Raw genomic sequence first — 24,645 nt, 5'->3', positions numbered from 1 at the left:
ATGACGAATTATCAGGGGAAAGACATTGTGATTGTCGGGCTCGGTTTAACCGGGCTTTCCTGTGTGGACTTTTTTCTGTCACGCGGCGTTACGCCGAAGGTGATGGATACCCGCATCTCCCCGCCCGGCATCGATAAGCTGCCGGACAGCGTTCAGTGTCACTGCGGTGGTTTTGAAGCGCAGTGGCTGCTGGATGCAGACCTGATTATCGCAAGCCCGGGAGTGGCGGTCAGTACCCCGCAACTGCAGGCAGCGGCGCAGGCCGGTGCGGAAATTATCGGCGATATTGAATTATTTGCCCGCGAAGTGACTGTCCCGGTTGTGGCGATCACCGGCTCAAACGGCAAAAGCACCGTGACCTCCCTGGTGGGGGAAATGGGGCGCTGTGCCGGTCTGCGTACCGGTGTCGGCGGTAATATCGGCCTGCCGGCACTGGAACTGCTGAAAGACGATTACGAGCTCTGTGTGCTTGAGTTATCCAGTTTTCAGCTGGAAACCACATTCAGCCTGAAACCGGCGGCGGCCACTGTTCTGAATGTCACGGAAGATCATATGGATCGCTACCCGCAGGGACTGGAGCAGTACCGTGCGGCAAAACTACGTGTCTATCACGACGCTGCCGTCTGCGTGTATAACGCGGAAGATGCACTGACACAGCCCGGCTGTGATTGTGACCGCGCAGAATATGTCAGCTTCGGTGTTGAAACCGGGGATTACTGGCTGGATACCGATGAGCAGGCACTCTGCTTCTGCGGTGAAAAAATTATTAACTGCAGTGAGATGATCCTGCACGGCCAGCACAACTACTGTAATGCCCTGGCAGCTCTGGCACTGGCAGATGCGGTCAATATCCCGCGTGAAGGCGCACTGGAAGCACTGCGCACTTACAGCGGCCTGCCGCACCGTTTTCAGCTGGTGCATGAATCTGCCGGGATCCGCTGGATTGATGATTCCAAAGCCACCAACGTCGGCAGTACCGAAGCGGCACTGAACGGTTTACAGGTGGACGGTTGTCTTCATCTGCTGCTCGGCGGTGACGGTAAATCAGCGGATTTCTCTCCGCTGCTGCCGTACCTGAGCGGCGAAAAAATCCGTCTTTACTGCTTCGGGCGTGACGGCGAACAACTGGCACAGCTGCGTCCGGATGTCTCTCTGCTGACAGATACCATGGAGCAGGCAATGCGGGCACTGGCGCCGTCACTGGCCGCCGGGGATATGGTGCTGTTATCACCGGCCTGTGCGAGCCTGGATCAGTTCCGTAATTTTGAAGAGCGCGGGCGTGAGTTTGCCCGTCTGGCACGGGAGTTAGCGGCATGAGATTCCCCGGATCACAGCGTTTTAAAAACTGGATGATCGGCGAGCGTAACGGCGAGTTCAGTACGGTCGTGATGTATGACCGGACACTGCTGTGGTTTGCACTGGGACTGGCCGCGATTGGTTTTGTGATGGTGACTTCCGCCTCAATGCCTGTCGGGCAGCGTCTGGCGGATGATCCTTTCTATTTTGCCAAGCGTGACGGCGGCTTCTTAATTTTTGCTTTTATTATCGCTGCGGTAATTATGCGTTTCCCGCTGGAAATGTGGCAGCGCTACAGCACATTACTGCTGATTGGTACGATCGGCGGGCTGATTGTGGTACTCGGTGTGGGCAGCTCGGTTAACGGGGCATCGCGCTGGATAGCTATCGGGCCGATGCGTATTCAGCCTGCGGAAGTGTCGAAACTGGCACTGTTTGTTTATCTCGCGAGCTATCTGGTGCGTAAGGTGGATGAAGTCAGAAATAACTTCTGGGGATTCTGCAAGCCGATGGGCGTGATGTTTGTGCTGGCGGTGTTACTGCTGTTACAGCCGGACCTCGGTACCGTGGTGGTGCTGTTTGTCACCACACTGGCGCTGCTTTTTCTCGCCGGTGCCAAAATGTGGCAGTTTATCGCGATTATCGGCGGCGGTGTCGCGGCAGTGGTGCTGCTGATTATCGCCGAGCCTTACCGTATGCGGCGTGTAACCTCCTTCCTTGACCCGTGGGAAGATCCGTTCGGCAGCGGTTACCAGTTAACACAGTCACTGATGGCTTTCGGGCGCGGTGATTATCTCGGTCAGGGGCTGGGCAACTCCATTCAGAAAATGGAATACCTGCCGGAAGCGCATACCGACTTTATTTTTGCCATCCTCGGTGAGGAACTGGGGTATTTCGGTGTGATCCTGGTGCTGCTGATGGTCTTTTTTGTCGCATTCCGCGCCATGGTTATCGGCCGCCGCGCACTGATGATCGACCAGCGTTTTGCCGGTTTTCTGGCCTGTGCCATCGGCATCTGGTTCAGCTTCCAGGCCCTGGTTAACGTCGGTGCAGCCTCCGGTATGCTGCCGACCAAAGGGCTGACACTGCCGCTGATCAGTTACGGCGGTTCGAGTTTAGTGATTATGACCACAGCCATTGCCTTGCTGCTGCGGATTGATTTTGAAACACGCCTGGCAAAAGCCCAGGCATTCTCAAGGAGAGCGCGATGAGTAATAAAGCCCCCCGTCTGATGGTGATGGCCGGTGGTAGTGGCGGACATGTCTTTCCGGGGCTTGCGGTTGCGCACTATTTACAGAGTCAGGGCTGGGAAATCCGCTGGCTGGGTACCCGTGATCGGATGGAAGCTCAGCTCGTGCCGAAACACGGCATTGATATCGATTTTATTGAGATTACCGGTCTGCGCGGCAAAGGCGTGAAAGCGCTGCTCACCGCGCCGTTCCGTATCGCGAAAGCGGTAAAACAGGCGAAAAAAATTATGCGTGACTACCAGCCTGATGCCGTGCTCGGCATGGGCGGGTTTGTTTCCGGTCCCGGTGGTGTGGCCGCCTGGCGCTGTGGTATTCCGGTGATCCTGCATGAGCAGAACGGTGTGGCCGGGCTGACCAACGGCTGGCTGTCGAAAATCGCCACCACAGTATTACAGGGATTTCCGGGCGCGTTTCCGCAGGCTCCGGTGGTCGGTAACCCGGTGCGGGAGGATATCCTCAGTCTGCCGTCCCCGGCAGAACGCTTTGCCGGACGTGAAGGTCCGGTCCGCATTCTGGTGATCGGCGGCAGTCAGGGCGCGCGTATCCTGAACCAGACCCTGCCGGAAGTGGCCGGGATTATGGGGGATGCAGTCTGTATCCGCCACCAGGCCGGCAAAGGCAGTGCGGAAAGCACACAAGCGCTGTATAACGCGCAGAATGCGTCAGACAGTGTGACAGTCACAGAATTTATTGATGACATGGTTGAAGCTTATACCTGGGCGGATGTGGTTATCTGCCGCTCCGGGGCGCTGACCGTCAGTGAGATCGCGGTGGTCGGGCTGGGTGCGATTTTTGTGCCGTTCCTGCATAAAGACCGCCAGCAATACTGGAATGCGCTGCCGCTGGAACAGGCGGGTGCTGCGGTTATCATGGAACAGCCGTCCTTTAATGCACAGGCGGTGGCAGAGCAGTTACGCGAGTGGGACAGACCACGCCTGCTGACCATGGCGGAAAAAGCACGGAGTGTCGCAATTACCGATGCCACCAAACGGGTGGCGGATGCAATTATCGCGGCAGCGAAAAAACACTAACGAATTGATATAGCGAAGAAATAACGTGAATACACAGCAATTGGCGAAATTACGATCCTTCATTCCGGAAATGAAACGTGTCCGGCACATTCACTTTGTCGGTATCGGCGGTGCCGGTATGGGCGGGATAGCGGAAGTGCTGGCGAACGAAGGTTATGAGATCAGCGGGTCTGATCTGGCGCCGAATGCGGTAACAAAACAGCTGACTAACCTGGGCGCGACGATTTATTTCAATCACCGTCCGGAAAACGTGGCAGACGCCAGTGTGGTGGTGGTATCCACCGCCATTTCAGCGGATAACCCGGAAATTGTTGCGGCGCGTGAAGCCCGTATTCCGGTGATCCGCCGCGCGGAAATGCTCGCGGAACTGATGCGCTTCCGCCACGGTGTGGCGATTGCCGGTACTCACGGCAAAACCACCACCACGGCGATGATTTCCGGTATTTACGGCCGCGGCGGCCTGGATCCGACCTTCGTCAACGGCGGGCTGGTTAAAGCTGCCGGTGTGCATGCGCGTCTCGGCTCAAGCCGTTACCTGATTGCGGAAGCGGATGAAAGCGATGCTTCTTTCCTGCATTTACAGCCGATGGTGGCCGTGGTCACCAATATCGAGCCGGATCACATGGATACTTATCACGGTGATTTTGAAACCCTGAAAGACACCTTTGTGAATTTCCTGCACAACCTGCCGTTCTACGGCCTGGCTGTGGTGTGTATGGATGATGCGGTTATCCGCGAAATCGTACCGCGTATCGGCCGTTATGTGATTACCTACGGTTTTCATGAGGATGCGGATGTCCGTATCACAGATTTTGAACAGCGCGGCTCACAGTGCTTCTTCACCGTTCACCGGGAGAATCTGCCGGATCTGACTGTGGAACTGAATGCACCGGGCCGTCACAACGTCCTGAATGCCACCGCGGCGATTGCGGTCGCGACAGAAGAAGGCATTCCGGATGAAGATATCCTGGCCTCTCTGCGTGAATTCCAGGGTACCGGGCGCCGTTTTGATTTCCTCGGCAACTTCCCGCTGGAGCACGTCAACCAGAAAGAGGGTAGTGTGATGCTGGTGGACGATTACGGCCATCACCCGACCGAAGTGGATGCGACTATCAAAGCGGCAAGAGCAGGCTGGCCGGATAAGCGGATTGTGATGGTGTTTCAGCCGCACCGCTACACCCGTACCCGTGACCTGTATGATGATTTTGCCAACACGCTGGATCAGGTCGATATCCTGCTGATGCTGGATGTGTATGCCGCCGGTGAGCCGGTCATTCCGGGGGCGGACAGCCGCTCGCTGTGCCGCACAATCCGCCAGCGCGGTAAGCTGGATCCGATTCTGGTCACCGAACCGGGCAAAATTGCAGCGGTTCTGGCACAGGTTCTTGAAGATAATGATTTAATACTGGTTCAAGGCGCCGGAAATATCGGTAAAATAGCGCGTACATTGGCTGACACAAAATTACGGCCGGTTTTGAGTGAGGATAATTAAGAATGACTGAAAAAGTCGCGGTACTGATGGGCGGTACATCCGCAGAACGTGAAGTCTCCCTGGCTTCAGGTGCGGCGGTGCTCGCCGGTTTAAAAGAAGCCGGTATTAATGCATTCGGTGTGGATACCAAAGAGTATCCGGTTACCCGTCTGAAGGAAGACGGTTTTACCAAAGTCTTTATCGCGCTGCACGGCCGCGGCGGGGAAGACGGCACACTGCAGGGTTGCCTGGAGCAGATGGGACTGCCGTACACCGGAAGTGGTGTCATGGCCTCCGCACTCTCTATGGACAAGCTGCGCACCAAACAGCTGTGGGCGGGCGCAGGTCTGCCGATTGCACCGTATTTCGCCATCAGTGCAGCCCGTTTCGCGCAGATCAGCGATGAAGAATTACAGCAGGGTGTGGCACCGCTGGGTTATCCGGTGATTGTCAAACCAAGCCTGGAAGGTTCAAGTGTCGGTATGTCCAAAGTGGATAACGCACAGGCACTGCGTCCGGCACTGGAAGAAGCGTTTAAACACGACAAAGACGTGCTGGTGGAAAAATGGCTGAGCGGCCCGGAATTCACCGTGGGCTTCCTCGGTGAGCAGATGCTGCCGTCTATCCGTATTCAGCCGGCGGCGGTGTTCTACGACTACGAAGCCAAATATATTTCTGACGACACACAATATTTCTGCCCGGGCCTCGAAGGGGCACGTGAGACAGAAATCCGTGAGCTGGCAAAAGCCGCTTACAAAGCCGTGGGCTGTGAAGGCTGGGGCCGTGTGGATGTGATGCTCGACAGTGACGGGCAGTTCTACCTGCTGGAAGTGAACACCTCCCCGGGTATGACCAACCACAGTCTGGTGCCGCAGGCGGCGCGTCAGGCAGGCATGAGCTTCTCCGCTTTTGTGGCGGACGTTCTGGCACTGGCGGACTGATATGTCACAGGCTGCACTGAATATGCGCGGACCGGATCCGGATACGGATTATGAAGGTTCACGTCCCAGTAACGGCACATACCTTGCCGGACTGCTGTTTTTCCTGATGGTGCTGGGAACGCTGGTCTGGGGGGGGCTGATGGTGCTGAACTGGATGAAAGATGCAGACCGCCTGCCGATGTCAAAACTGGTATTAACCGGTGAGCGTCATTACACGACAAACGATAATGTACGCAAAGCGGTGTTATCCCTCGGGACACCCGGTACGTTTATGACACTGGATGTCAATGAAGTGCAGCAGCAGCTGGAACGGATCCCGTGGTTACGTCAGGTCACTGTGCGCAAGCAGTGGCCGGACGAATTAAAAATTCATCTGGTCGAGTATGTGCCGTATGCACGCTGGAATGACTCACAGATGGTTGATGACGCCGGGCGGGTTTTCAGTCTGCCGGCGGAACTGACAGAAAAAGATTCTTTCCCGATGCTCTACGGGGCGCAGGGCAGTGAACAGGATGTACTGAGCGGGTATCGTGAAATGGCGCAGCAGCTCAGCGGGGCGGGACTGAAAATCAAATCAGCCTCAATGTCACCGCGTCATGCCTGGCAACTGGTGCTGGATAATGATGTCCGGGTTGAACTCGGACGGCTGGATACCAAAGGCCGGTTACAGCGTTTTATCGAACTGTATCCGACCCTGACGCAGGAACAGGACAAACGGGTTGATTATGTCGATCTCCGCTATGACAGCGGTGCTGCGGTCGGCTGGGCGCCATTGCAGATCGATCCTTTCGCAAACGGACATTAAGACATAACAGGTAAAGAAGGCGGGCAGAATAACAATGATCAAAGCAACGGATAGAAAATTAGTCGTCGGCCTCGAAATAGGCACCGCCAAAGTATCTGCGCTTGTTGGTGAAATTCTGCCGGACGGTGTGGTGAACATTATCGGTGCGGGTAACTGCCCGTCACGCGGAATGGACAAAGGCGGCGTCAATGATCTGGAGTCGGTGGTAAAATGCGTTCAGCGTGCCATCGACCAGGCGGAACTGATGGCGGACTGCCAGATATCATCAGTCTATCTGGCGTTATCCGGCAAACACATCAGCTGCCAGAATGAAATCGGTATGGTGCCGATTTCAGAAGAAGAAGTGACCCAGGAAGATGTGGAAAATGTGGTGCATACGGCGAAATCTGTCCGTGTCCGCGACGAGCACCGCGTTCTGCATGTGATCCCGCAGGAATATGCCATCGATTACCAGGAAGGCATTAAAAATCCGGTGGGATTATCCGGTGTGCGGATGCAGGCGAAAGTGCATCTGATCACCTGTCATAACGACATGGCAAAGAATATTGTCAAAGCCGTTGAGCGCTGCGGACTGAAAGTGGACCAGCTGATTTTTGCCGGTCTGGCATCAAGCTTCGCGGTACTGACGGAAGATGAGCGTGAGCTGGGTGTCTGTGTCGTGGATATCGGCGGCGGCACCATGGATATGGCGATTTATACCGGCGGCGCACTGCGTCACACCCGTGTTATCCCGTATGCAGGGAATGTGGTGACCGGTGATATCGCGTACGCCTTCGGCACTCCGCCGAATGATGCGGAAGCGATTAAAGTCCGTCACGGCTGCGCGCTGGGGTCTCTGGTCAGCAAAGACGAAACCCTGGAAGTGCCGAGTGTCGGCGGGCGTCCGCCGCGCAGTTTACAGCGCCAGACATTAGCCGAAGTGATTGAGCCGCGTTACACCGAATTACTCAATCTGGTTAATGACGAAATTTTGAAAGTGCAGGAACAATTACGTCAGCAGGGTGTCAAACACCATTTGGCCGCTGGTATCGTGCTGACAGGTGGTGCGGCTCAGATTAACGGACTGGTTGAGTGCGCCCAGCGTGTTTTCCATACACAGGTTCGTATCGGACAACCGCTTAATATAACCGGCTTAACGGATTATGCGCAGGAACCGTATTACTCTACAGCGGTAGGGTTGCTGCATTACGGAAAAGAATCTCACCTGGTCGGCGATACCGAGACAGAAAAACGTGCCTCGGTGGGCAGTTGGTTTAAAAAATTAACTGGCTGGCTCAGAAAAGAATTTTAATTTGTATTAAGGCTGGCGATAATAGCCGCCATATAAGAAAGGCACAAAACGGAGAGAGATTATGTTTGAACCGATGGAATTGACCAACGACGCGGTGATTAAAGTCATCGGCGTCGGCGGGGGCGGCGGTAACGCTGTTGAGCATATGGTCCGTGAACGCATCGAAGGCGTTGAGTTCTTCGCTGTGAATACGGACGCTCAGGCGCTTCGTAAAACCGCCGTCGGCCAGACTATCCAGATTGGTAACGGAATCACCAAAGGCCTGGGTGCGGGTGCAAACCCGGAAGTGGGCCGTAACGCGGCGGAAGAAGATCGCGAAGCGCTGCGCAATGCACTCGACGGTGCGGACATGGTCTTTATCGCAGCCGGTATGGGCGGCGGTACAGGAACCGGTGCGGCACCTGTTGTTGCTGAAGTTGCCAAAGAGCTGGGCATCCTGACTGTTGCTGTGGTGACCAAGCCGTTCAACTTTGAAGGCAAAAAGCGCATGGCATTCGCCGAGCAGGGGATTACTGAGTTATCCAAGCATGTTGACTCACTGATCACCATCCCGAATGACAAACTGCTGAAAGTATTAGGCCGCGGGATCTCACTGCTGGATGCCTTCGGTGCCGCCAACGACGTGTTACGCGGCGCGGTCCAGGGTATCGCAGAACTGATCACCCGTCCGGGCCTGATGAACGTTGACTTCGCGGACGTCCGTACCGTGATGTCAGAAATGGGTTACGCGATGATGGGCTCCGGCGTGGCGCGCGGTGAAGACCGTGCGGAAGAAGCTGCCGAAATGGCGATTTCCAGCCCGCTGCTGGAAGATATCGACCTGTCAGGTGCGCGTGGTGTGCTGGTTAACATCACCGCGGGCTTTGACCTGCGTCTGGATGAGTTCGAAACTGTGGGTAACACTATCCGTGCATTTGCATCGGATAACGCGACTGTGGTTATCGGTACTTCCTTAGACCCTGAAATGAACGATGAACTGCGTGTGACTGTGGTCGCGACCGGTATCGGCATGGACAAACGTCCTGAAATCACGCTGGTAACCAATAAAGCGGTGCAGACCAACAACATGGAACATCGTTATGCACAAATGCAAAACAGCATGACCAGCATGGATGAGAGCAAATCAGTGGCACAGGTTGTCAACGATTCTTCAGCCCAGAGCAATAAAGAACCGGATTATTTAGATATCCCGGCTTTCTTACGCAAACAGGCTGATTAAACCGAAAAGATTTGCATCTCCGCTTTTTGTGCTAAACTATCTCCCTTGTCATTAGTTTATAATGACAGGGAGACAGTTAATCAAACGAGACAGAAACGATGATCAAACAAAGAACATTAAAGCGTATTGTTCAGGCTACGGGTGTAGGTTTACACACCGGCAAAAAAGTTACGCTGACAATGCGTCCGGCACCGGCCAATACCGGGATCATCTATCGCCGTACTGATCTTAATCCGCCTGTCGATTTTCCGGCAGATGCGAAATCCGTGCGTGATACGATGTTATGTACTTGTCTGGTAAATGAAGACAACGTACGTATTTCCACGGTTGAGCATTTGAACGCAGCACTGGCCGGACTCGGCATTGATAACCTGGTTATCGAAGTCGATGCCGCTGAAATCCCGATTATGGATGGCAGCGCAAGCCCGTTCGTATTCCTGTTACTGGATGCCGGTATTGAAGAACTGAGCAGTGCGAAGAAATTCCTGCGTCTGAAAGAGACCGTCCGTGTTGAAGATGGTGATAAGTGGGCTGAACTCTCTCCGTTTAACGGTTTCAGCTTAGATTTCACTATCGATTTCAACCATCCGGCGATCGATTCCAGCACTCAGCGCTACGCGATGAACTTCTCTGCGGAAAACTTTGTCCGGGATATCAGCCGTGCACGTACCTTCGGGTTCATGCGGGATATTGAATATCTCCAGTCCAAAGGCTTATGTTTAGGCGGAAGTTTTGACTGTGCCATCGTGGTGGATGATTACCGCGTACTGAATGAAGATGGCCTGCGTTTTGAAGACGAATTTGTCCGTCACAAAATGCTGGATGCTATCGGTGACCTGTTTATGTGCGGCCACAATATCATTGGTGCCTTTACCGCATTCAAATCCGGTCACGCACTGAATAACAAGTTACTTCAGGCTGTTCTGGCTAAAGAGAGCGCCTGGGAACTCGTGACATTCGAGAACGAAGCACAGATGCCGGTTGCATTCCGTGCACCGTCAACCGTACTGGCGTAATCAGGTCATGGCGCCACAGCTCGTTGCTCTGACCCTGACACTCCTGTCACTGACGTTATTTACCAAATAACCGTCTGCTTAATCTGCTGCACTGGTACTCTCTCCGGCCAGTGCAGCCAATTTCTCCAGCTTCTTCCTCAGTTTTTCCGGACTTCTCTGCGCCAGCGCTTTCAGTGAATTGGCACTCTCCGCACTTAATCTCCGTCCCGGCTCCGCTGTTTTTTGCCCTCTGCTATCTGAATTGCTGCTTTTATCACCACCCGGTAACCCTGTTGCTGATGATTTCATCAATGACGGATTGATTTTGATGTCGATGGCCGATAATGATGGTAAAATCTCCCGGCGCAGTGCAGAACGCAGTGCGGGAAGTTCGTAACGCAGCCGGGTCATCTGTGCCGCATTAGAGACTTCCAGAATTAACAGTTGTTTGCGATAATTAGCCACGCGGCAGTGTGGTTTAAGCATCGCAGGCAGCAGCGCCAGAACGGCGCGGTTGAGTTTAAGTAACACGACAGCACGCTGCTGAATACTTTTAAGGGTATTATTATCCTTAGTCCCGCTTTCCAGCAGGCTTTCAAGGGAAACTGGCTGACTGTCGCGCATCACATATACTCCGGATCTCGTGAGGGAAACACTATTTTAAATCTTTGGCGGCAATTTGGCAGGCGTTATTTCTGGTGCCATCTCTTTATCGGGATTGTGGCGACCGGTTTTGGCCTGCCTGCGGTACTGAACAGTGGTGATGTTACCACAGCCGGTGCCGGGACAACACAAAACCGCCAGAGTCAGGCATTATCCGCCTTTGACAGCCTGTTCCTGCAAAGCAGCCAGCCGGCGAGAACCTCACAGAACGTTAATTACTGGCAGCAGCATGCTGTCCGTAATGTTATCCGCCAGATTTCCTTTGCATTTTCCTGTCCGGAAGATGCCTCAAAAGATAATACCCCGGCAGAAGACCGGCATGATGCCTCCGCACAAAATATGCTGGCGGCACTGTATGCCATTCTGACCGACTCCCCGGCTCTGCCTGTTTATCATCCGGCAGTTCTGCCGCAGCGTATTGCTGTAGTTAACCCGTCTCCGTCTTTTTCGGTTCAGTGGATTGCCCGCACCGGCGGCATCCGTGCCGGTCCCGTACAATCAGCGTAGTTCCTCAAAAAAATTATTAACACATTGATTATTAACAAGGCCTGATTGTGCCTGAACAGAGACGTTTATTATGCTGGTAAAATTACTGACCAAAATCTTCGGCAGCCGGAATGACCGTACTTTACGCCGCCTGCGCAAATCCGTGGAAGCTATCAACCGGATGGAACCTGAGTTCGAAAAACTCAGTGATGATGAATTAAAAGCCAAAACACAGGAATTCCGTGATCGCCTGGCCAAAGGTGAATCCGAGCAGGATATCTTACCGGAAGCGTTCGCCACGGTACGTGAAGCCAGTAAACGTGTATTTGGTATGCGTCACTTTGATGTCCAGCTGATCGGCGGCATGGTGCTGAACGAACGCTGCATCGCTGAGATGCGTACAGGTGAAGGTAAAACGCTGACCGCAACACTGCCTGCTTACCTCAACGCCCTGTCCGGCAAAGGGGTTCACGTGGTGACAGTGAACGACTACCTCGCCCAGCGTGACGCCGAAAACAACCGTCCGCTGTTTGAATTCCTCGGTATGACCGTCGGTATCAACCTGCCGGGCATGCCTGCACCGGCCAAACGCGAAGCGTACGCTGCGGATATCACTTACGGTACCAACAACGAATACGGTTTTGACTATCTGCGTGACAACATGGCGTTCAGCCCGGAAGAGCGTGTACAGCGCAAACTGCACTACGCGCTGGTGGATGAGGTTGACTCCATCTTAATCGATGAAGCCCGTACCCCGCTGATTATCTCCGGTCCGGCAGAAGACAGCTCTGAGCTGTACATGAAAGTGGATAAACTGATCCCGCGTCTGGTCCGCCAGGAAAAAGAAGATTCCGACACTTTCAAAGGTGAAGGTCACTTCTCTGTGGACGAGAAAACCCGCCAGGTCACACTGACCGAGCGTGGTCTGGTGCTGGTGGAAGAGCTGCTGTCTGAAGCGGGTCTGATGAATGAAGGTGAATCACTGTACTCACCATCCAATATCATGCTGATGCACCACGTTATGGCGGGTCTGCGTGCGCACTCCCTGTTTGTCCGTGATGTCGACTATATCGTCAGCGAAGGTGAGGTTATCATCGTCGATGAGCACACCGGCCGTACCATGCAGGGCCGCCGCTGGTCTGATGGTCTGCATCAGGCAGTGGAAGCCAAAGAAGGTGTGGAAATCCAGAATGAAAACCAGACACTGGCTTCCATCACATTCCAGAACTACTTCCGTTTATACACCAAACTGGCCGGGATGACCGGTACAGCGGACACGGAAGCGTTTGAATTCAGTTCAATTTATAAACTCGATACCATTGTTATCCCGACTAACCGTCCGATGATCCGTAAAGATTTACCGGATCTGGTTTATATGACAGAAGCTGATAAATTCAATGCCATCATTGAAGATATCCGCGAGCGTACCGCAGCCGGACAACCGGTCCTGGTGGGTACTATCTCTATCGAGAAATCAGAGCTTATCTCCAACGCACTGAAAAAAGCCAAAATTGAACACAGCGTACTGAACGCCAAATTCCACGCCATGGAAGCGGATATCGTTGAACAGGCGGGTCGTTCCGGTCACGTGACTATCGCCACCAACATGGCGGGTCGTGGTACGGATATCGTGCTGGGCGGCAGTTTACAGGCGGATCTGGCGGCGCTGGACGAGCCGACAGAAGAGAATATCGCTGCGGCAAAAGCTGCATGGCAGGAGCGTCACGATGCCGTTCTGGCGGCAGGCGGCCTGCATATCATCGGTACTGAGCGTCATGAATCCCGCCGTATCGATAACCAGTTACGCGGTCGTTCAGGCCGTCAGGGTGATGCCGGTTCTTCCCGCTTCTACCTGTCTAAGGAAGATGCGCTGATGCGTATTTTCGCCTCTGACCGTGTTACCGGCATGATGCGCAAACTGGGTATGAAAGAAGGTGAGGCGATTGAGCATCCGTGGGTAACCAAAGCGATTGCCAACGCACAGCGTAAAGTGGAAAGCCGCAACTTTGATATCCGTAAACAGCTGCTGGAATACGATGATGTGGCTAACGACCAGCGCCGCGCTATCTATACCCAGCGTAATGACCTGCTGGATAACGGGGATATCAGCGAAACTATCGACAGCATCCGTGGTGATGTATTCACAACAGTTATCGATGCACATATTCCGCCGCAGTCTCTGGAAGAAATGTGGGATATCCCGGGGCTGGAAAAACGTCTGGAACAGGATTTCGACTTACATCTGCCAATCAAAGAGTGGCTGGATAAAGAGCCTGAACTGCACGAAGAAACCCTGCGTGAGCGCATTCTTGACAAAGCGGTAGAAGTTTACAAAGCCAAAGAAGAGATTGTCGGCGCTGAAATGATGCGTCACTTCGAGAAAGGCGTGATGCTGCAAACCCTGGATACCCTGTGGAAAGAGCACCTGGCGGCAATGGATTATCTGCGTCAGGGGATCCATCTGCGCGGTTATGCACAGAAAGATCCGAAGCAGGAATACAAGCGTGAATCTTTCTCCATGTTTGCTAACATGCTGGAAGGCCTGAAATATGAAGTGGTCAGCACCATTTCCAAAGTTCAGGTCCGCATGCCGGAAGAAGTGGAAGCACTGGAGCAGCGTCGTCGTGAGGAAGCTGAACGTCTGGCACAGCGCCAGCAGCTCAGCCATGAAAATGACAATGCCGCGCTGATGACTAAAACTGAAGCGGAAATGGCGTCCGGTGTCCGCAAAGTCGGCCGTAACGATCCGTGTCCTTGCGGTTCCGGTAAGAAATACAAGCAGTGCCACGGTGCACTGAAATAATCAGTCCTGACAGACGATTAGCATAATAAAGTAAAAAGGCGGGGGAACCCGCCTTTCTTCTGTAAATAAGACGGACAGAACATGATGGAAAAAAAACACTTACGTATTGCCGCCGGCGTTATCCGTAATGCAGAAGGTGAGATATTTATTGCTCAGCGTCCGCTGAAATCTCATATGGGCGGTTACTGGGAGTTTCCCGGCGGTAAGCTGGAATCCGGAGAGTCACCGGAGCAGGCGCTGGTGCGGGAGCTGGAAGAAGAGCTGGGTATTGTTGCGGTTCCCGGTAAACTATTGCAGACGGCAGAACATGAATTTCCGGATCGCCTGATCACCATTTATTTCTTCCTGGTGGAAGAGTGGCAGAATGCGCCATATGGTCGCGAAGGTCAGCCATCCCGCTGGGTAAAACAAACAGCACTGATTGCTGAGGAGTTCCCGCCGGTTAACCGGGGAATTGTGGCATTGCTGACAGAATAAGATTCAGAGGTACGGCGGCGGCTGTTTTAATTCAGCCGCTGCCGGATTAATCAGTACGGTGAACTGTCTTCCGGTTCACTCCAGGCTTCACTGTCAGAAAGGTCACTCTGACTGGCAATCCGTTTTTCTTCCGCAGCCCACTCCCCGAGATCAATCAACTGACAACGTTTACTGCAAAACGGGCGGTACGGACTTTCCGGTCCCCAGACAACTTCTTTTTTGCAATTCGGGCAGTTAACGATAATAGCTTCTGACATAACATCCTCCCTGTCAGCAACAGGCAATTTCAAACGGTAAAGTAGCCGGTATTATACCGTGTTCGCTGTCAGTATGCAGGAAGCGTATGGCAAAACGTGTTTTATGGCCGGAGACCTGCGGGTAAATCTGGAAATCAACCGGCAGACGCAGGCGCAGTAAATCCGCCCCTTCCGCGTTATCCTGATAAAAACCGTTGTGGCTTTCAGCCGCAACAAATGGTGCGGACTGACGCAGCAGGGTCAGCAGGCTGCCGAGTGCATTTTGCAGCGGCTGCAAACCTTCAATCCAGGCGGCCTGTGTGGTATCACGGACACTCTGCGGCAGATTCAGCCACAGATGAAGGTAGGGCAGGTCAAACCCACAGCATCCGCCCGGAATACTCAGCCGCTGACGGACAATACCGATTATTTTATCTTCTTTCAGGTGCTGGGCGATGCGGGGCGCTTTGCTCAGTTCAGCGGCTTTTTGTTTCAGTTCGTCAGAAAACCCCCGGATCAGTGCCTGGTCAGCATTGGGGGCTTCTGCCCACATGGCCAGTTTTTTTTGCTGCTTTTCCAGCTCTTTTAAAATTTCCGAACGGACTTCACCGCGATCAATCACTTCAATAAATTCCGCGACGGCCCGGAAGAATGCCAGGCTGGACGGCAGAGAGTCCAGCGGGGAGAGCGTACTCATTTGCTGAAGTGATGTTTCAATGCGCAGCCATGAACGGGTTCGTTCGTTTAAAGGGTGTTCAAAAATAACAGACTGACGGATTTCGCTCATGGGTGTTCCTGTTTTGGCTGACGGGCCAATGCTGTATAAAGTTCGTGCAGTGCAAGGACGCGGGGCATCAGCGGCTCATCGTTATCATGATTTGTCAGGATATCATCGGCAACGGCCAGACGTTGTTCACGGGATGCCTGCGCCCGCAGAATATTTTCGGCATGCTCAGCGGAAACGCCGTCACGGCGCATTGTCCGGGCGACTTGTTCGTGCGGATGAACATCCACAACCAGCACGCGATCCGCAAGGGAAGCAAGGTTATTTTCAACCAGAAGAGGAACCACCCAAAGGGCATAAGGGGCAGTGATATTGTTCAGCTGGCGCCGGGTTTCCTGATGGATAAGCGGATGCAGTAACTGATTGAGCCAGGTTTTTTCCGCGGGGTCTGCAAAGATCTCCCGGCGCAGTGCTGCTCTGTCCAGTGTGCCGTCTGCAGCCAGAATCCGGGTACCGAAGTGATCGGCAATAGTCTGTAATGCGGGCGTTCCCGGTTCAACCACCTGACGGGCAATAATATCCGCATCTGTCACAGGGACCCCGAGACGGGCAAACATATCCGCAACGGTACTTTTTCCGCTGCCGATACCTCCGGTTAACGCAACAATATAAGCCATTGTATTTCTGTCCTGATTGAAACAACGGGTAAATTGTACCTGATGAAATTAATTTCGCCTATGGCAAATAAGCGATGAATACAGAGATATTTCACAGGTTTGAATTTTTTTAATCTGTTTCTTTAAATTATGAATAGTTTTATCAGACTAAAACTTCACCGAGCCGGAATAAAGGTAAATACATTGCAATTAATAAAACAGCAACAAGAATTGCCAGCAGGATAAACAGTACCGGCTGGAGTATTTTAAAAAATGTCTGAATTTGGTTTAAGGCGAGAGATTTAAACCAGTCTGCGGTATAGAGAAAAAAGTGTCCGAATTGCCCGGTGGCTTCACCGGTGGCAATCAGCTCATGGCACAGAGATGGGAATAACCCGGATTGTTTAATTGATTCACTGAATGTTTTCCCGTGAAGCAAGTCCTCCCGTATCACAGTTAATGCCTCTTTATATAACGGATGTGTTGTTGTCATAATAAGTGTATTAATACCCGAAATAAGTGTAATGCCTGATTGTTGTGTTATTGCCAGTATCCGGAAAATATGAGAGACACAGCTGAAGATAATAATGTTTCTGATAAACGGAATACGCAGAATACAGGTTGATTCTGTTTTTTTAATATCCGGATGTCTTCGCCGAAATACATGATAAATAAATATAATTGTAGTCATTATACCCATTGCCGGGGTTGTGTAACCGGTAATAACACCGGAAACCCGGATCAGCCATTGTGTCAGAGCCGGAAGTTCCGCACCGAATGAGGTATATATTTTTGCAAATTCAGGAATAACAAACAGAAACATTAATGTGATCATCAAAAAGCAGACAACTAACAATGCAACGGGATAGCGGATTGATTTAATTAATGCAGCCCGGTGATCCCGGTTACTCTGAATATGCTGTGCAATCGTGTGAAGGCACTCCGGCAATTTTCCTGTCTCCTCCCCGACAGTGGCCATCTGACAATAAAAGGAATCAAATAAACCGGGGTACTGCATTATTCCCTGAGTAAATGTTTTTCCCTGCTGAAGTTGTCTGATAAGAGCACGGACTACTTCTTTCCAGAGCGGGTGACTGCATTCACCTGCCAGTAGTGTGAGCGCTTTCAGTAACGGTAATCCCGACGTCAGTAATGTTGCCAGCTGCCGGGTAAAGTGCAGCAGATACTGTTTTTCTTTTTGTGAGCAGACCAGCCGTTTGCGGCAAAACAGTGATACAGGTGTGATGCTCTGCGAAATCAGCTGACTGACAGCATTATTCTCTGAAGGTGAGATAAGCGTTCCGGTCACCACCTTGTCAGCGGGTGTCAGACCGGACCAGTCATACAGCCGGTAAATTTGCATGGCATCACTCCTGTTGGTCAGCGGATGTTAAATATCCTGCATATGGTAAATCTCATTGAGTGTGGTTACCCCTGATTCCGCCAGCGCGATACCGGCATCAAACAGTGAACCGGGTAATTCACCGGCAGAAGAAGACATTGTGTGTTGCGGAGTGAGAAATGCAAAGCAGGCGGTACGCCCGTAATAGCCTGAAAAGCAGTGATCACAACCGTTTGCCTGCCACGGGGTGAGTTGATGTGTTTTTCCGCTGCTCAGTATCACGGTTTCTGTTTTCTGTTTCTGCGTTTTACAGCGCGGACACAACAGGCGGACCAGACGCTGTGCAATGATCAGTTTGATGCAGGTTTTCATGAAATATTCATCAATACCCAGTTGCCTCAGTCGTGAATATGTATCCTCCGCAGAGTTTGTATGCAGAGTGGACAGCACCAGGTGACCGGTATGAGCTGCTTTGATTGCCATCTCGGCGGTGGGTTTATCCCGGATTTCCCCCACCATAATGACATCCGGATCCTGACGCAGCAGGGCCCGCAGGATGGCGGCGAAGCCCAGCTCAATTTTGGGGTTTATCTGCGTCTGGGTGATCCCCCGCAGCGGGATTTCCACCGGATCCTCAACACTGCAGATATTCCGGTTATTCTGATTCAGGTACTGCAGGCAGCCGTAGAGTGTGGCGGTTTTTCCGCTGCCGGTGGGACCGGTGAGCAAAATAATACCGGTGGCACTGCCCAGACCTGTATGCAGCGTTTCCAGTTGCCGGGCCGTCAGCCCGGATTTTTCCAGCGCCAGATTCTGCGTGGTGCTCAGCAGGCGCAGTACGACTTTTTCACCATAAATTGTCGGCAGTGTGGCAACACGGACAGCATAGCGGGTGTTATTTTCCAGCCACTCAAACTGCCCGTCCTGGGGTAACCGTTTTTCGGCAATATCGAGGCCGGAAATGATTTTGATGCGGATAATTATCTCACTACTGATTTCCGGTGGCGGTGAATTCAGCGTATGCAGTTGCCCGTCGATTCTGGCACGGATCCGGTAACCCTGTTGTGCCGGTTCAATGTGAATATCGGAGGCCCGTTTGGCAATGGCTCCGGCAATCAGCTGGTTAACAAACCGGACAGCGGCGGATTGCTGTTCTGCCGGCCAGGTATCTGTCTCCGGCGCCCGGCGGGGATCCTGCGCCGGAGGCGGGGCAGGCGGCGGCAGTGGTGAACCGGTACCTGTACAGTTATTGCCGGTATCCGCAGAGACCGGCGTGTTTGTCTCCGGTGTTACACCGGGGAAAAGGACCGGCTCCGGCAGCGGGGTATTGCGGCGGCAGTAGGCCAGTTTTTCACTGTGCCACAATTCAATGTCCACCCGCTTACCGGCCAGAAACCGGATAGCAGACACAATATCTCTGCGCGGCTGCTGTGCGGCAGCAACTCTGACGGCATCGGGGTTATAGTCAATCAGCATCAGTTCATTGCGTTCACAAAGTGCATGAACTTCAGCCAGTAAGAGTTGTTCTTCCCCGCCGGTACGGGTGACAGGGGCGGGTGCAGCTGTTTGCATAATGAATTCCTTTTCATGTCAGTAGTTACTTGATGACGTCAAGACAGATTTTTTTCAGTGCGTCTTCTTCGCTGTTACAGTCGGTTGTCCAGACCGTGATACCGTTAAGCGGATTTCTTACCGGGGTAGTGCTGACCGTCAGCGGAGCCAGTGAACTGTTTCCCTGTACCGTCACAACACCGTTTTCCGCTTTGACGGATTTGATGTAGCGCCCCGGAGTATCAGCCGGAATGGTGCCCGACCCGCTGTTGCATCCTGCAAAAGAGGGATTATCAAAACTGCACAGTTCCACGCTGGTTTTAAACGCGGTAACCGTGCGCAGCACGTCAATCAGTGCTGCCTTCCGGATATAGTTCTGATAGCCGGGAACCGCGATGGCACTGAGAACGGCCACAATGGCAACCACCACCATCACCTCGATTAATGTGAATCCGCGCTGGTTCATACAGATGCTCCTTTTTGTGTCTGTGAAAGAGGTACTTATTTAGCGTGATGCACTTTATTCAATGACGGATCGGCAAAAAAGAGAGGTCTCCGGATTTCTCGGTACAGATGGAAAACTGCGGTGTAACATTTGAGAAATGCAGATTTTTTTTCGGTCTGACACGCAAAAATCTGTCGTGAAAAATCAGTACTCCCCGGAAAGGGGGGAAGACACGTATACTGTGCGGCACAAAATGATATTTATTATGTGATTGAATAACGGTTTTTTGCTCAGGAGAACGAATGGATATTCAGGATGGCTGGCTGACCACAGCGCGCCGGGTGATTTCACCGCATCACGATACCCGGCCGGAACAGGTGACTCCCCGTTTACTGGTGATCCACAATATCAGTCTGCCGCCGGGACAGTTCGGTGGCCCGTATATTGACCAGCTTTTTCAGGGCACGCTGGACCCGGATGCGCATCCGTTTTTTGCTGAAATACAGGCGCTGCGGGTTTCCGCACATTGCCTGATCCGCCGGACCGGGGAAATTGTGCAGTATGTTCCTTTTGATGCACGGGCCTGGCATGCGGGGATTTCCTGTTATCAGGGCACAGAAAAGTGTAATGATTTTTCCGTCGGTATTGAGCTGGAAGGCACGGATACCCGACCTTTTACGGATGAACAGTACCGCGCACTGACTGCGGTGACACAGGTGCTTCTGGCACACTATCCGCAAATAAAAGGGCATATCACCGGACACAGTGATATTGCACCGGGGCGCAAAACGGATCCCGGTCCCTGTTTCGACTGGAACCGATACAGGAATTCACTGAATCCGGCAGACGTTCCGGCTGAATAATCAGTAAAATTTCGCAGATATGACTGACGTGAAATTTTCCTGTTTACCGGTTCCCTGCTAGAATTAGCATTCCGGTAACCTGTTACTGATTAAATGCGTCTGGTGAGTATCGTTACAGCGGAAACAATCTGGCCGGGCTCTGTGAAGCGGAAAATCATCAATAAGATGCGGTGAAAATGCACAAAAAATGATTATTTATCCGTCGATCTGGTCACTGTAACGGTTCAGTTTGCGTATTTATCTGAATTTTAAACGTTAAATTCTGTAACATTCACGATGCAGCATTTAAACGTATCAGTTATCAATTTATGCTAAAATTTAAAAAAAATTGTTAAAACTTGCTGGTTTTTATGATTTAGCTCAAGGTCTTTATAGACAGTTGGTGAATACTTTGTTACTTTAAGACCCTGTAAAAGAAATTGGTATTACCAATTGACTACAAAACCCATGAAGCAATATTTATCCATGTTGATGGTTCTGATGCAAATATGGCTTACAGCAAAATCCGCCAACCAAAATTAGCCGACGTGATCGAGCAGCGGCTGGAACACTTAATCCTCGACGGCACTCTGAGCCCGGGGGAGAAGCTGCCGCCTGAACGCGAGCTGGCCAAACAGTTCGACGTCTCACGTCCCTCACTGCGCGAAGCAATTCAAAAACTTGAAGCGAAAGGCTTTCTGCTGCGCAGACAAGGTGGCGGCACATTTGTACAGAGCAATCTCTGGCAAAGCTTCAGTGACCCGCTGGCCCAGCTGCTGGAAGGGCATCCCGAATCTCAGTTTGATCTGCTGGAAACCCGTCATGCCCTCGAGGGTATTGCTGCCTATTATGCCGCACTGCGGGGAACCGAAGCGGATTTTGTCCGTATCACCAACAGCCATCAGGCGATTGCCGATGCCCGCGACGCCGGGGATGTGGAAGCCGAATCTCAGGCTGTCCTGCAATATCAGCTGATTGTCACAGAAGCCGCACATAATGTGGTGCTGTTACATCTGCTGCGCTGTATGGTGCCGATGCTGGAAAAAAATATCCGGCAGAACTTTGAATTCTTATATACCCGGAAAGAGATGCTGGCGATGGTCAGCGAGCACCGGGAACAGGTATTCCGGGCCATTATGAGCCGGTCGCCGGAGGTTGCGCGGGAAGCATCCCACCGCCATCTGGCATTCCTGGAAGACGTATTGCTGGATATGAGCCGTGAACACACCCGCCGGGAACGTTCACTGCGCCGTCTCCAGCAGTATACAGAATAAATCAGTAATGGTTTTGGGGCTTACAGATCCCTGAATGCTGCGTCTGTAAGCTGACCTATGCATCAGCGGCAAAATATAGCCGGGCCTATCTTCACGTCGCCCGTCACCGTTAAAGCGGGATACGTGAAGATAGGCTCCGAATATCATTAGAAACAGATAAACTATAAGGAATACACCATGTCAGACATTTTGAACAATGACGTGGATCCGATCGAAACCCGCGACTGGCTACAGGCGATCGAATCGGTCATCCGTGAAGAAGGTGTTGAGCGTGCACAGTTCCTGATTGATCAGGTTCTGAATACTGCCCGTCAGGGTGGTGTGAGTGTTGCAGCAGGTGCTGCGGCCCGTAACTACATCAACACCATTCCTGTTGAGGATGAACCTGCCTACCCGGGCAACCTGGAGCTGGAACGTCGTATCCGTTCTGCTATCCGCTGGAACGCTGTCATGATGGTCCTGCGCGCATCCAAGAAAGATCTGGATCTGGGCGGTCACATGGCATCTTACCAGTCTGCGGCTACCATGTATGAAGTGTGCTTCAACCACTTCTTCCGTGCGCAGAACGAAAAAGACGGCGGTGATGTTATTTATTTCCAGGGCCACTTAAGCCCGGGCTACTACGCACGCGCATTCATGGAAGGTCGTCTGACCGAAGAGCAGCTGAACAATTTCCGTCAGGAAATCGGCGGCAAAGGTCTGCCTTCTTATCCGCACCCTAAACTGATGCCTAACTTCTGGCAGTTCCCGACCGTTTCTATGGGTCTGGGGCCGCTGGCGGCTATCTATCAGGCTAAGTTCCTGAAATATCTGGAACACCGTGGTCTGAAAGACACTTCCGAGCAAACCGTTTATGCCTTCCTGGGTGATGGTGAGATGGATGAGCCGGAATCTAAAGGTGCAATCAATATCGCTGTCCGCGAAAGCCTGGACAACCTGATCTTCGTTATCAACTGTAACCTGCAGCGTCTTGACGGCCCTGTAAACGGTAACGGTAAAATCGTTAACGAAATGGAAGGTATGTTCGCAGGTGCCGGCTGGCAGGTAATCAAAGTCATGTGGGGCGGCCGCTGGGATGAACTGCTGAAGAAAGATACCAGCGGTAAACTGATCCAGCTGATGAACGAAACCGTTGACGGCGACTATCAGACATTCAAATCCAAAGACGGTGCTTACGTCCGTGAACACTTCTTCAACCGCTATCCGGAAAATGCTGCATTAGTCAAAGACTGGACTGATGAGCAGATCTTCGCACTGAACCGCGGTGGTCACGATCCGAAGAAAATGTTCGCTGCACTGAAAAAAGCGCATGACACCAAAGGTAAACCAACTCTGATCCTGGCCCAGACCGTTAAAGGTTATGGTATGGGTGATACCGCTGAAGGTAAAAACATCGCTCACCAGGTTAAGAAAATGAACATGGAAGGCGTGCGCCATCTCCGTGATCGTTTCAATATCGATGTGGCTGATGATCAGCTGGAAAAACTGCCGTTCATCAAGTTTGACGAAAACTCTGAAGAGCAGAAATACATGATGGAACGCCGTGCGGCACTGCATGGTCCGGTTCCTTCACGCCGTTCTCATTTCGATGAGAAACTGGATATTCCTGCACTGAGCGATTTCAGCCAGTTACTGGAAGAGCAGAGCAAAGAAATCTCCACCACTATCGCGTTTGTGCGTGCACTGAACGTGATGCTGAAAAACAAATCCATCAAAGAACGCATCGTGCCAATCATTGCTGACGAAGCACGTACATTCGGTATGGAAGGTCTGTTCCGTCAGATCGGTATCTACAACTCCAAAGGTCAGCTGTATACCCCGCAGGACCGTGAGCAGGTTGCTTACTACCGTGAAGATGTGAAAGGTCAGATCCTGCAGGAAGGTATCAACGAACTGGGTGCAGGCGCATCCTGGCTGGCAGCTGCGACTTCTTACAGCACCAACAACCTGCCGATGATTCCGTTCTACATCTACTACTCAATGTTCGGTTTCCAGCGTATCGGTGACCTGATGTGGATGGCAGGCGATCAGCAGGCACGCGGCTTCCTGATCGGCGGTACTTCAGGCCGTACCACCCTGAACGGTGAAGGTCTGCAGCACGAAGACGGCCACAGCCACATTCAGTCTCTGACTATCCCTAACTGCCTGTCTTATGACCCGTCATTCGCGTACGAAGTTGCGGTCATCATGCAGGATGGTCTGGAGCGTATGTATGGTGAAGCGCAGGAAAACATTTACTACTACATCACCACGCTGAACGAAAACTACCACATGCCTGCAATGCCGGAAGGTGTTGAGGAAGGTATCCGTAAAGGTATCTACAAGCTCGAAACCCTGACCGGTGATAAAGGCAAGGTACAGTTACTGGGTTCAGGTGCGATTCTGCGTCACGTGCGTGAAGCAGGTCAGATTCTGTCTTCTGAGTACGGTATCAGCTCTGATATCTACAGCGTAACCTCGTTCACCGAACTGGCCCGTGAAGGTCAGGATTGTGACCGCTGGAACATGCTGCATCCGTCAGAAACCCCGCGCGTGCCTTACATCACTCAGGTGATGAACGATGCACCTGCTGTGGCGTCCACTGACTGGATGAAACTGTTCGCAGAACAGGTTCGCGGTTATGTTCCTGCTGACCAGTACCGTGTACTGGGTACTGACGGTTACGGCCGTTCAGACAGCCGTGATAACCTGCGTCATCATTTCGAAATCGATGCCGGTTACGTTGTTGTTGCTGCTCTGGGTGAGCTGGCTAAACGTGGTGAAGTTGACGTGAAAGTGGTTGAAGAAGCCATTAAGAAATTCAGCATCAACCCTGAAAAAGTTAACCCGCGTGTGGCATAAGAGGTA

General features: G+C 52.3%; 22 protein-coding genes. 15 read left to right on the top strand and 7 right to left on the bottom strand.

The features are described from left to right. The 9 genes from murD (at position 1) to lpxC (ending at position 10,320) form a co-directional block, all read left to right on the top strand. Positions 1 to 1,317 carry a UDP-N-acetylmuramoyl-L-alanine--D-glutamate ligase gene (murD, locus tag HMPREF3119_RS08390; protein ID WP_070579322.1) on the top strand — a complete coding sequence of 439 codons (1,317 nt, stop codon included), beginning with the start codon at positions 1 to 3 and terminating at the stop codon, positions 1,315 to 1,317. Continuing rightward, on the top strand, positions 1,314 to 2,507 hold the full coding sequence (gene ftsW, locus HMPREF3119_RS08385) for a cell division protein FtsW (RefSeq protein WP_004238460.1): 1,194 nt from the start codon (positions 1,314 to 1,316) through the stop codon (positions 2,505 to 2,507). Before murD ends, ftsW begins: the two co-directional genes overlap by 4 nt. Continuing rightward, a complete protein-coding gene (murG, locus tag HMPREF3119_RS08380; protein ID WP_032098311.1) occupies positions 2,504 to 3,577 on the top strand; it encodes an undecaprenyldiphospho-muramoylpentapeptide beta-N-acetylglucosaminyltransferase in 1,074 nt (357 codons plus the stop codon). The genes ftsW and murG overlap by 4 nt, the downstream gene beginning before the upstream one ends. Positions 3,578 to 3,602: 25 nt before the next feature. Further along, complete coding sequence (murC, locus tag HMPREF3119_RS08375; RefSeq protein WP_024474849.1) at positions 3,603 to 5,069, top strand: UDP-N-acetylmuramate--L-alanine ligase; 1,467 nt, start codon at positions 3,603 to 3,605, stop codon at positions 5,067 to 5,069. 2 nt (positions 5,070 to 5,071) lie between these two features. Next, on the top strand, positions 5,072 to 5,989 hold the full coding sequence (locus HMPREF3119_RS08370) for a D-alanine--D-alanine ligase (protein WP_004238463.1): 918 nt from the start codon (positions 5,072 to 5,074) through the stop codon (positions 5,987 to 5,989). A gap of 1 nt (position 5,990) precedes the next feature. Next, positions 5,991 to 6,794 carry a cell division protein FtsQ gene (ftsQ, locus tag HMPREF3119_RS08365; RefSeq protein ID WP_024474851.1) on the top strand — a complete coding sequence of 268 codons (804 nt, stop codon included), beginning with the start codon at positions 5,991 to 5,993 and terminating at the stop codon, positions 6,792 to 6,794. A gap of 34 nt (positions 6,795 to 6,828) precedes the next feature. After that, positions 6,829 to 8,085 carry a cell division protein FtsA gene (gene ftsA, locus HMPREF3119_RS08360; protein WP_004238465.1) on the top strand — a complete coding sequence of 419 codons (1,257 nt, stop codon included), beginning with the start codon at positions 6,829 to 6,831 and terminating at the stop codon, positions 8,083 to 8,085. Between the two features lie 61 nt (positions 8,086 to 8,146). After that, positions 8,147 to 9,304, top strand: coding sequence for a cell division protein FtsZ (ftsZ, locus tag HMPREF3119_RS08355; RefSeq protein WP_004238466.1), 1,158 nt, complete (start codon positions 8,147 to 8,149; stop codon positions 9,302 to 9,304). Positions 9,305 to 9,402: 98 nt separating this feature from the next. Beyond that, positions 9,403 to 10,320 (top strand): UDP-3-O-acyl-N-acetylglucosamine deacetylase, encoded by a 918-nt coding sequence (lpxC, locus tag HMPREF3119_RS08350; RefSeq protein ID WP_004238467.1) that lies wholly within the window; start codon positions 9,403 to 9,405, stop codon positions 10,318 to 10,320. Positions 10,321 to 10,398: 78 nt separating this feature from the next. On the opposite strand, the gene HMPREF3119_RS08345 is transcribed toward lpxC, so the two are convergent. After that, the gene (locus HMPREF3119_RS08345) at positions 10,399 to 10,923 is read right to left on the bottom strand and encodes a DUF721 domain-containing protein (RefSeq protein WP_004238468.1); all 525 of its coding nucleotides are present in this window, start codon (positions 10,921 to 10,923) and stop codon (positions 10,399 to 10,401) included. On the opposite strand from HMPREF3119_RS08345, the gene secM reads away from it, so the two are divergent. The 3 genes from secM to mutT all read left to right on the top strand — a co-directional run bounded on the left by secM (position 10,909) and on the right by mutT (position 14,728). Further along, positions 10,909 to 11,469, top strand: coding sequence for a secA translation cis-regulator SecM (gene secM / locus HMPREF3119_RS08340; RefSeq protein ID WP_153642851.1), 561 nt, complete (start codon positions 10,909 to 10,911; stop codon positions 11,467 to 11,469). The genes HMPREF3119_RS08345 and secM overlap by 15 nt on opposite strands. A 70-nt stretch (positions 11,470 to 11,539) precedes the next feature. Continuing rightward, on the top strand, positions 11,540 to 14,251 hold the full coding sequence (secA, locus tag HMPREF3119_RS08335; RefSeq protein WP_070579319.1) for a preprotein translocase subunit SecA: 2,712 nt from the start codon (positions 11,540 to 11,542) through the stop codon (positions 14,249 to 14,251). An 84-nt stretch (positions 14,252 to 14,335) separates the two neighbouring features. Beyond that, on the top strand, positions 14,336 to 14,728 hold the full coding sequence (mutT, locus tag HMPREF3119_RS08330) for an 8-oxo-dGTP diphosphatase MutT (RefSeq protein WP_036416873.1): 393 nt from the start codon (positions 14,336 to 14,338) through the stop codon (positions 14,726 to 14,728). A 50-nt stretch (positions 14,729 to 14,778) separates the two neighbouring features. On the opposite strand, the gene yacG is transcribed toward mutT, so the two are convergent. From yacG to ppdD, 6 genes are all read right to left on the bottom strand, one after another. Continuing rightward, positions 14,779 to 14,985 carry a DNA gyrase inhibitor YacG gene (yacG, locus tag HMPREF3119_RS08325; RefSeq protein WP_004238472.1) on the bottom strand — a complete coding sequence of 69 codons (207 nt, stop codon included), beginning with the start codon at positions 14,983 to 14,985 and terminating at the stop codon, positions 14,779 to 14,781. A 13-nt stretch (positions 14,986 to 14,998) separates the two neighbouring features. Further along, entirely contained in the window at positions 14,999 to 15,751 is a 753-nt protein-coding gene (gene zapD, locus HMPREF3119_RS08320) for a cell division protein ZapD (protein ID WP_004238473.1), read from the bottom strand. After that, positions 15,748 to 16,365 carry a dephospho-CoA kinase gene (gene coaE / locus HMPREF3119_RS08315; protein ID WP_070579316.1) on the bottom strand — a complete coding sequence of 206 codons (618 nt, stop codon included), beginning with the start codon at positions 16,363 to 16,365 and terminating at the stop codon, positions 15,748 to 15,750. Before coaE ends, zapD begins: the two co-directional genes overlap by 4 nt. Before the next feature lie 142 nt (positions 16,366 to 16,507). Continuing rightward, complete coding sequence (locus tag HMPREF3119_RS08310) at positions 16,508 to 17,707, bottom strand: type II secretion system F family protein (RefSeq protein WP_070579313.1); 1,200 nt, start codon at positions 17,705 to 17,707, stop codon at positions 16,508 to 16,510. A gap of 27 nt (positions 17,708 to 17,734) precedes the next feature. After that, complete coding sequence (locus HMPREF3119_RS08305; protein WP_032098306.1) at positions 17,735 to 19,258, bottom strand: ATPase, T2SS/T4P/T4SS family; 1,524 nt, start codon at positions 19,256 to 19,258, stop codon at positions 17,735 to 17,737. A gap of 25 nt (positions 19,259 to 19,283) precedes the next feature. Continuing rightward, positions 19,284 to 19,703 (bottom strand): prepilin peptidase-dependent pilin, encoded by a 420-nt coding sequence (gene ppdD / locus HMPREF3119_RS08300; RefSeq protein ID WP_070579311.1) that lies wholly within the window; start codon positions 19,701 to 19,703, stop codon positions 19,284 to 19,286. A 281-nt stretch (positions 19,704 to 19,984) separates the two neighbouring features. On the opposite strand from ppdD, the gene ampD reads away from it, so the two are divergent. From ampD to aceE, 3 genes are all read left to right on the top strand, one after another. Beyond that, positions 19,985 to 20,545, top strand: a complete 561-nt coding sequence (ampD, locus tag HMPREF3119_RS08295; RefSeq protein WP_036423605.1) for a 1,6-anhydro-N-acetylmuramyl-L-alanine amidase AmpD — start codon at positions 19,985 to 19,987, stop codon at positions 20,543 to 20,545. Positions 20,546 to 21,033: 488 nt separating this feature from the next. Further along, on the top strand, positions 21,034 to 21,798 hold the full coding sequence (pdhR, locus tag HMPREF3119_RS08290; protein ID WP_015422916.1) for a pyruvate dehydrogenase complex transcriptional repressor PdhR: 765 nt from the start codon (positions 21,034 to 21,036) through the stop codon (positions 21,796 to 21,798). Between the two features lie 177 nt (positions 21,799 to 21,975). Beyond that, positions 21,976 to 24,639, top strand: coding sequence for a pyruvate dehydrogenase (acetyl-transferring), homodimeric type (gene aceE / locus HMPREF3119_RS08285; RefSeq protein WP_070579308.1), 2,664 nt, complete (start codon positions 21,976 to 21,978; stop codon positions 24,637 to 24,639). The last annotated feature ends 6 nt before the right edge of the window (positions 24,640 to 24,645 follow it).

This window comes from Morganella sp. HMSC11D09, from assembly GCF_001807955.1.
Taxonomy (GTDB): domain Bacteria; phylum Pseudomonadota; class Gammaproteobacteria; order Enterobacterales; family Enterobacteriaceae; genus Morganella; species Morganella morganii.
Note: the sequence above shows the minus strand (reverse complement) of the source record. Positions and strands in the feature narration are given on the sequence as shown.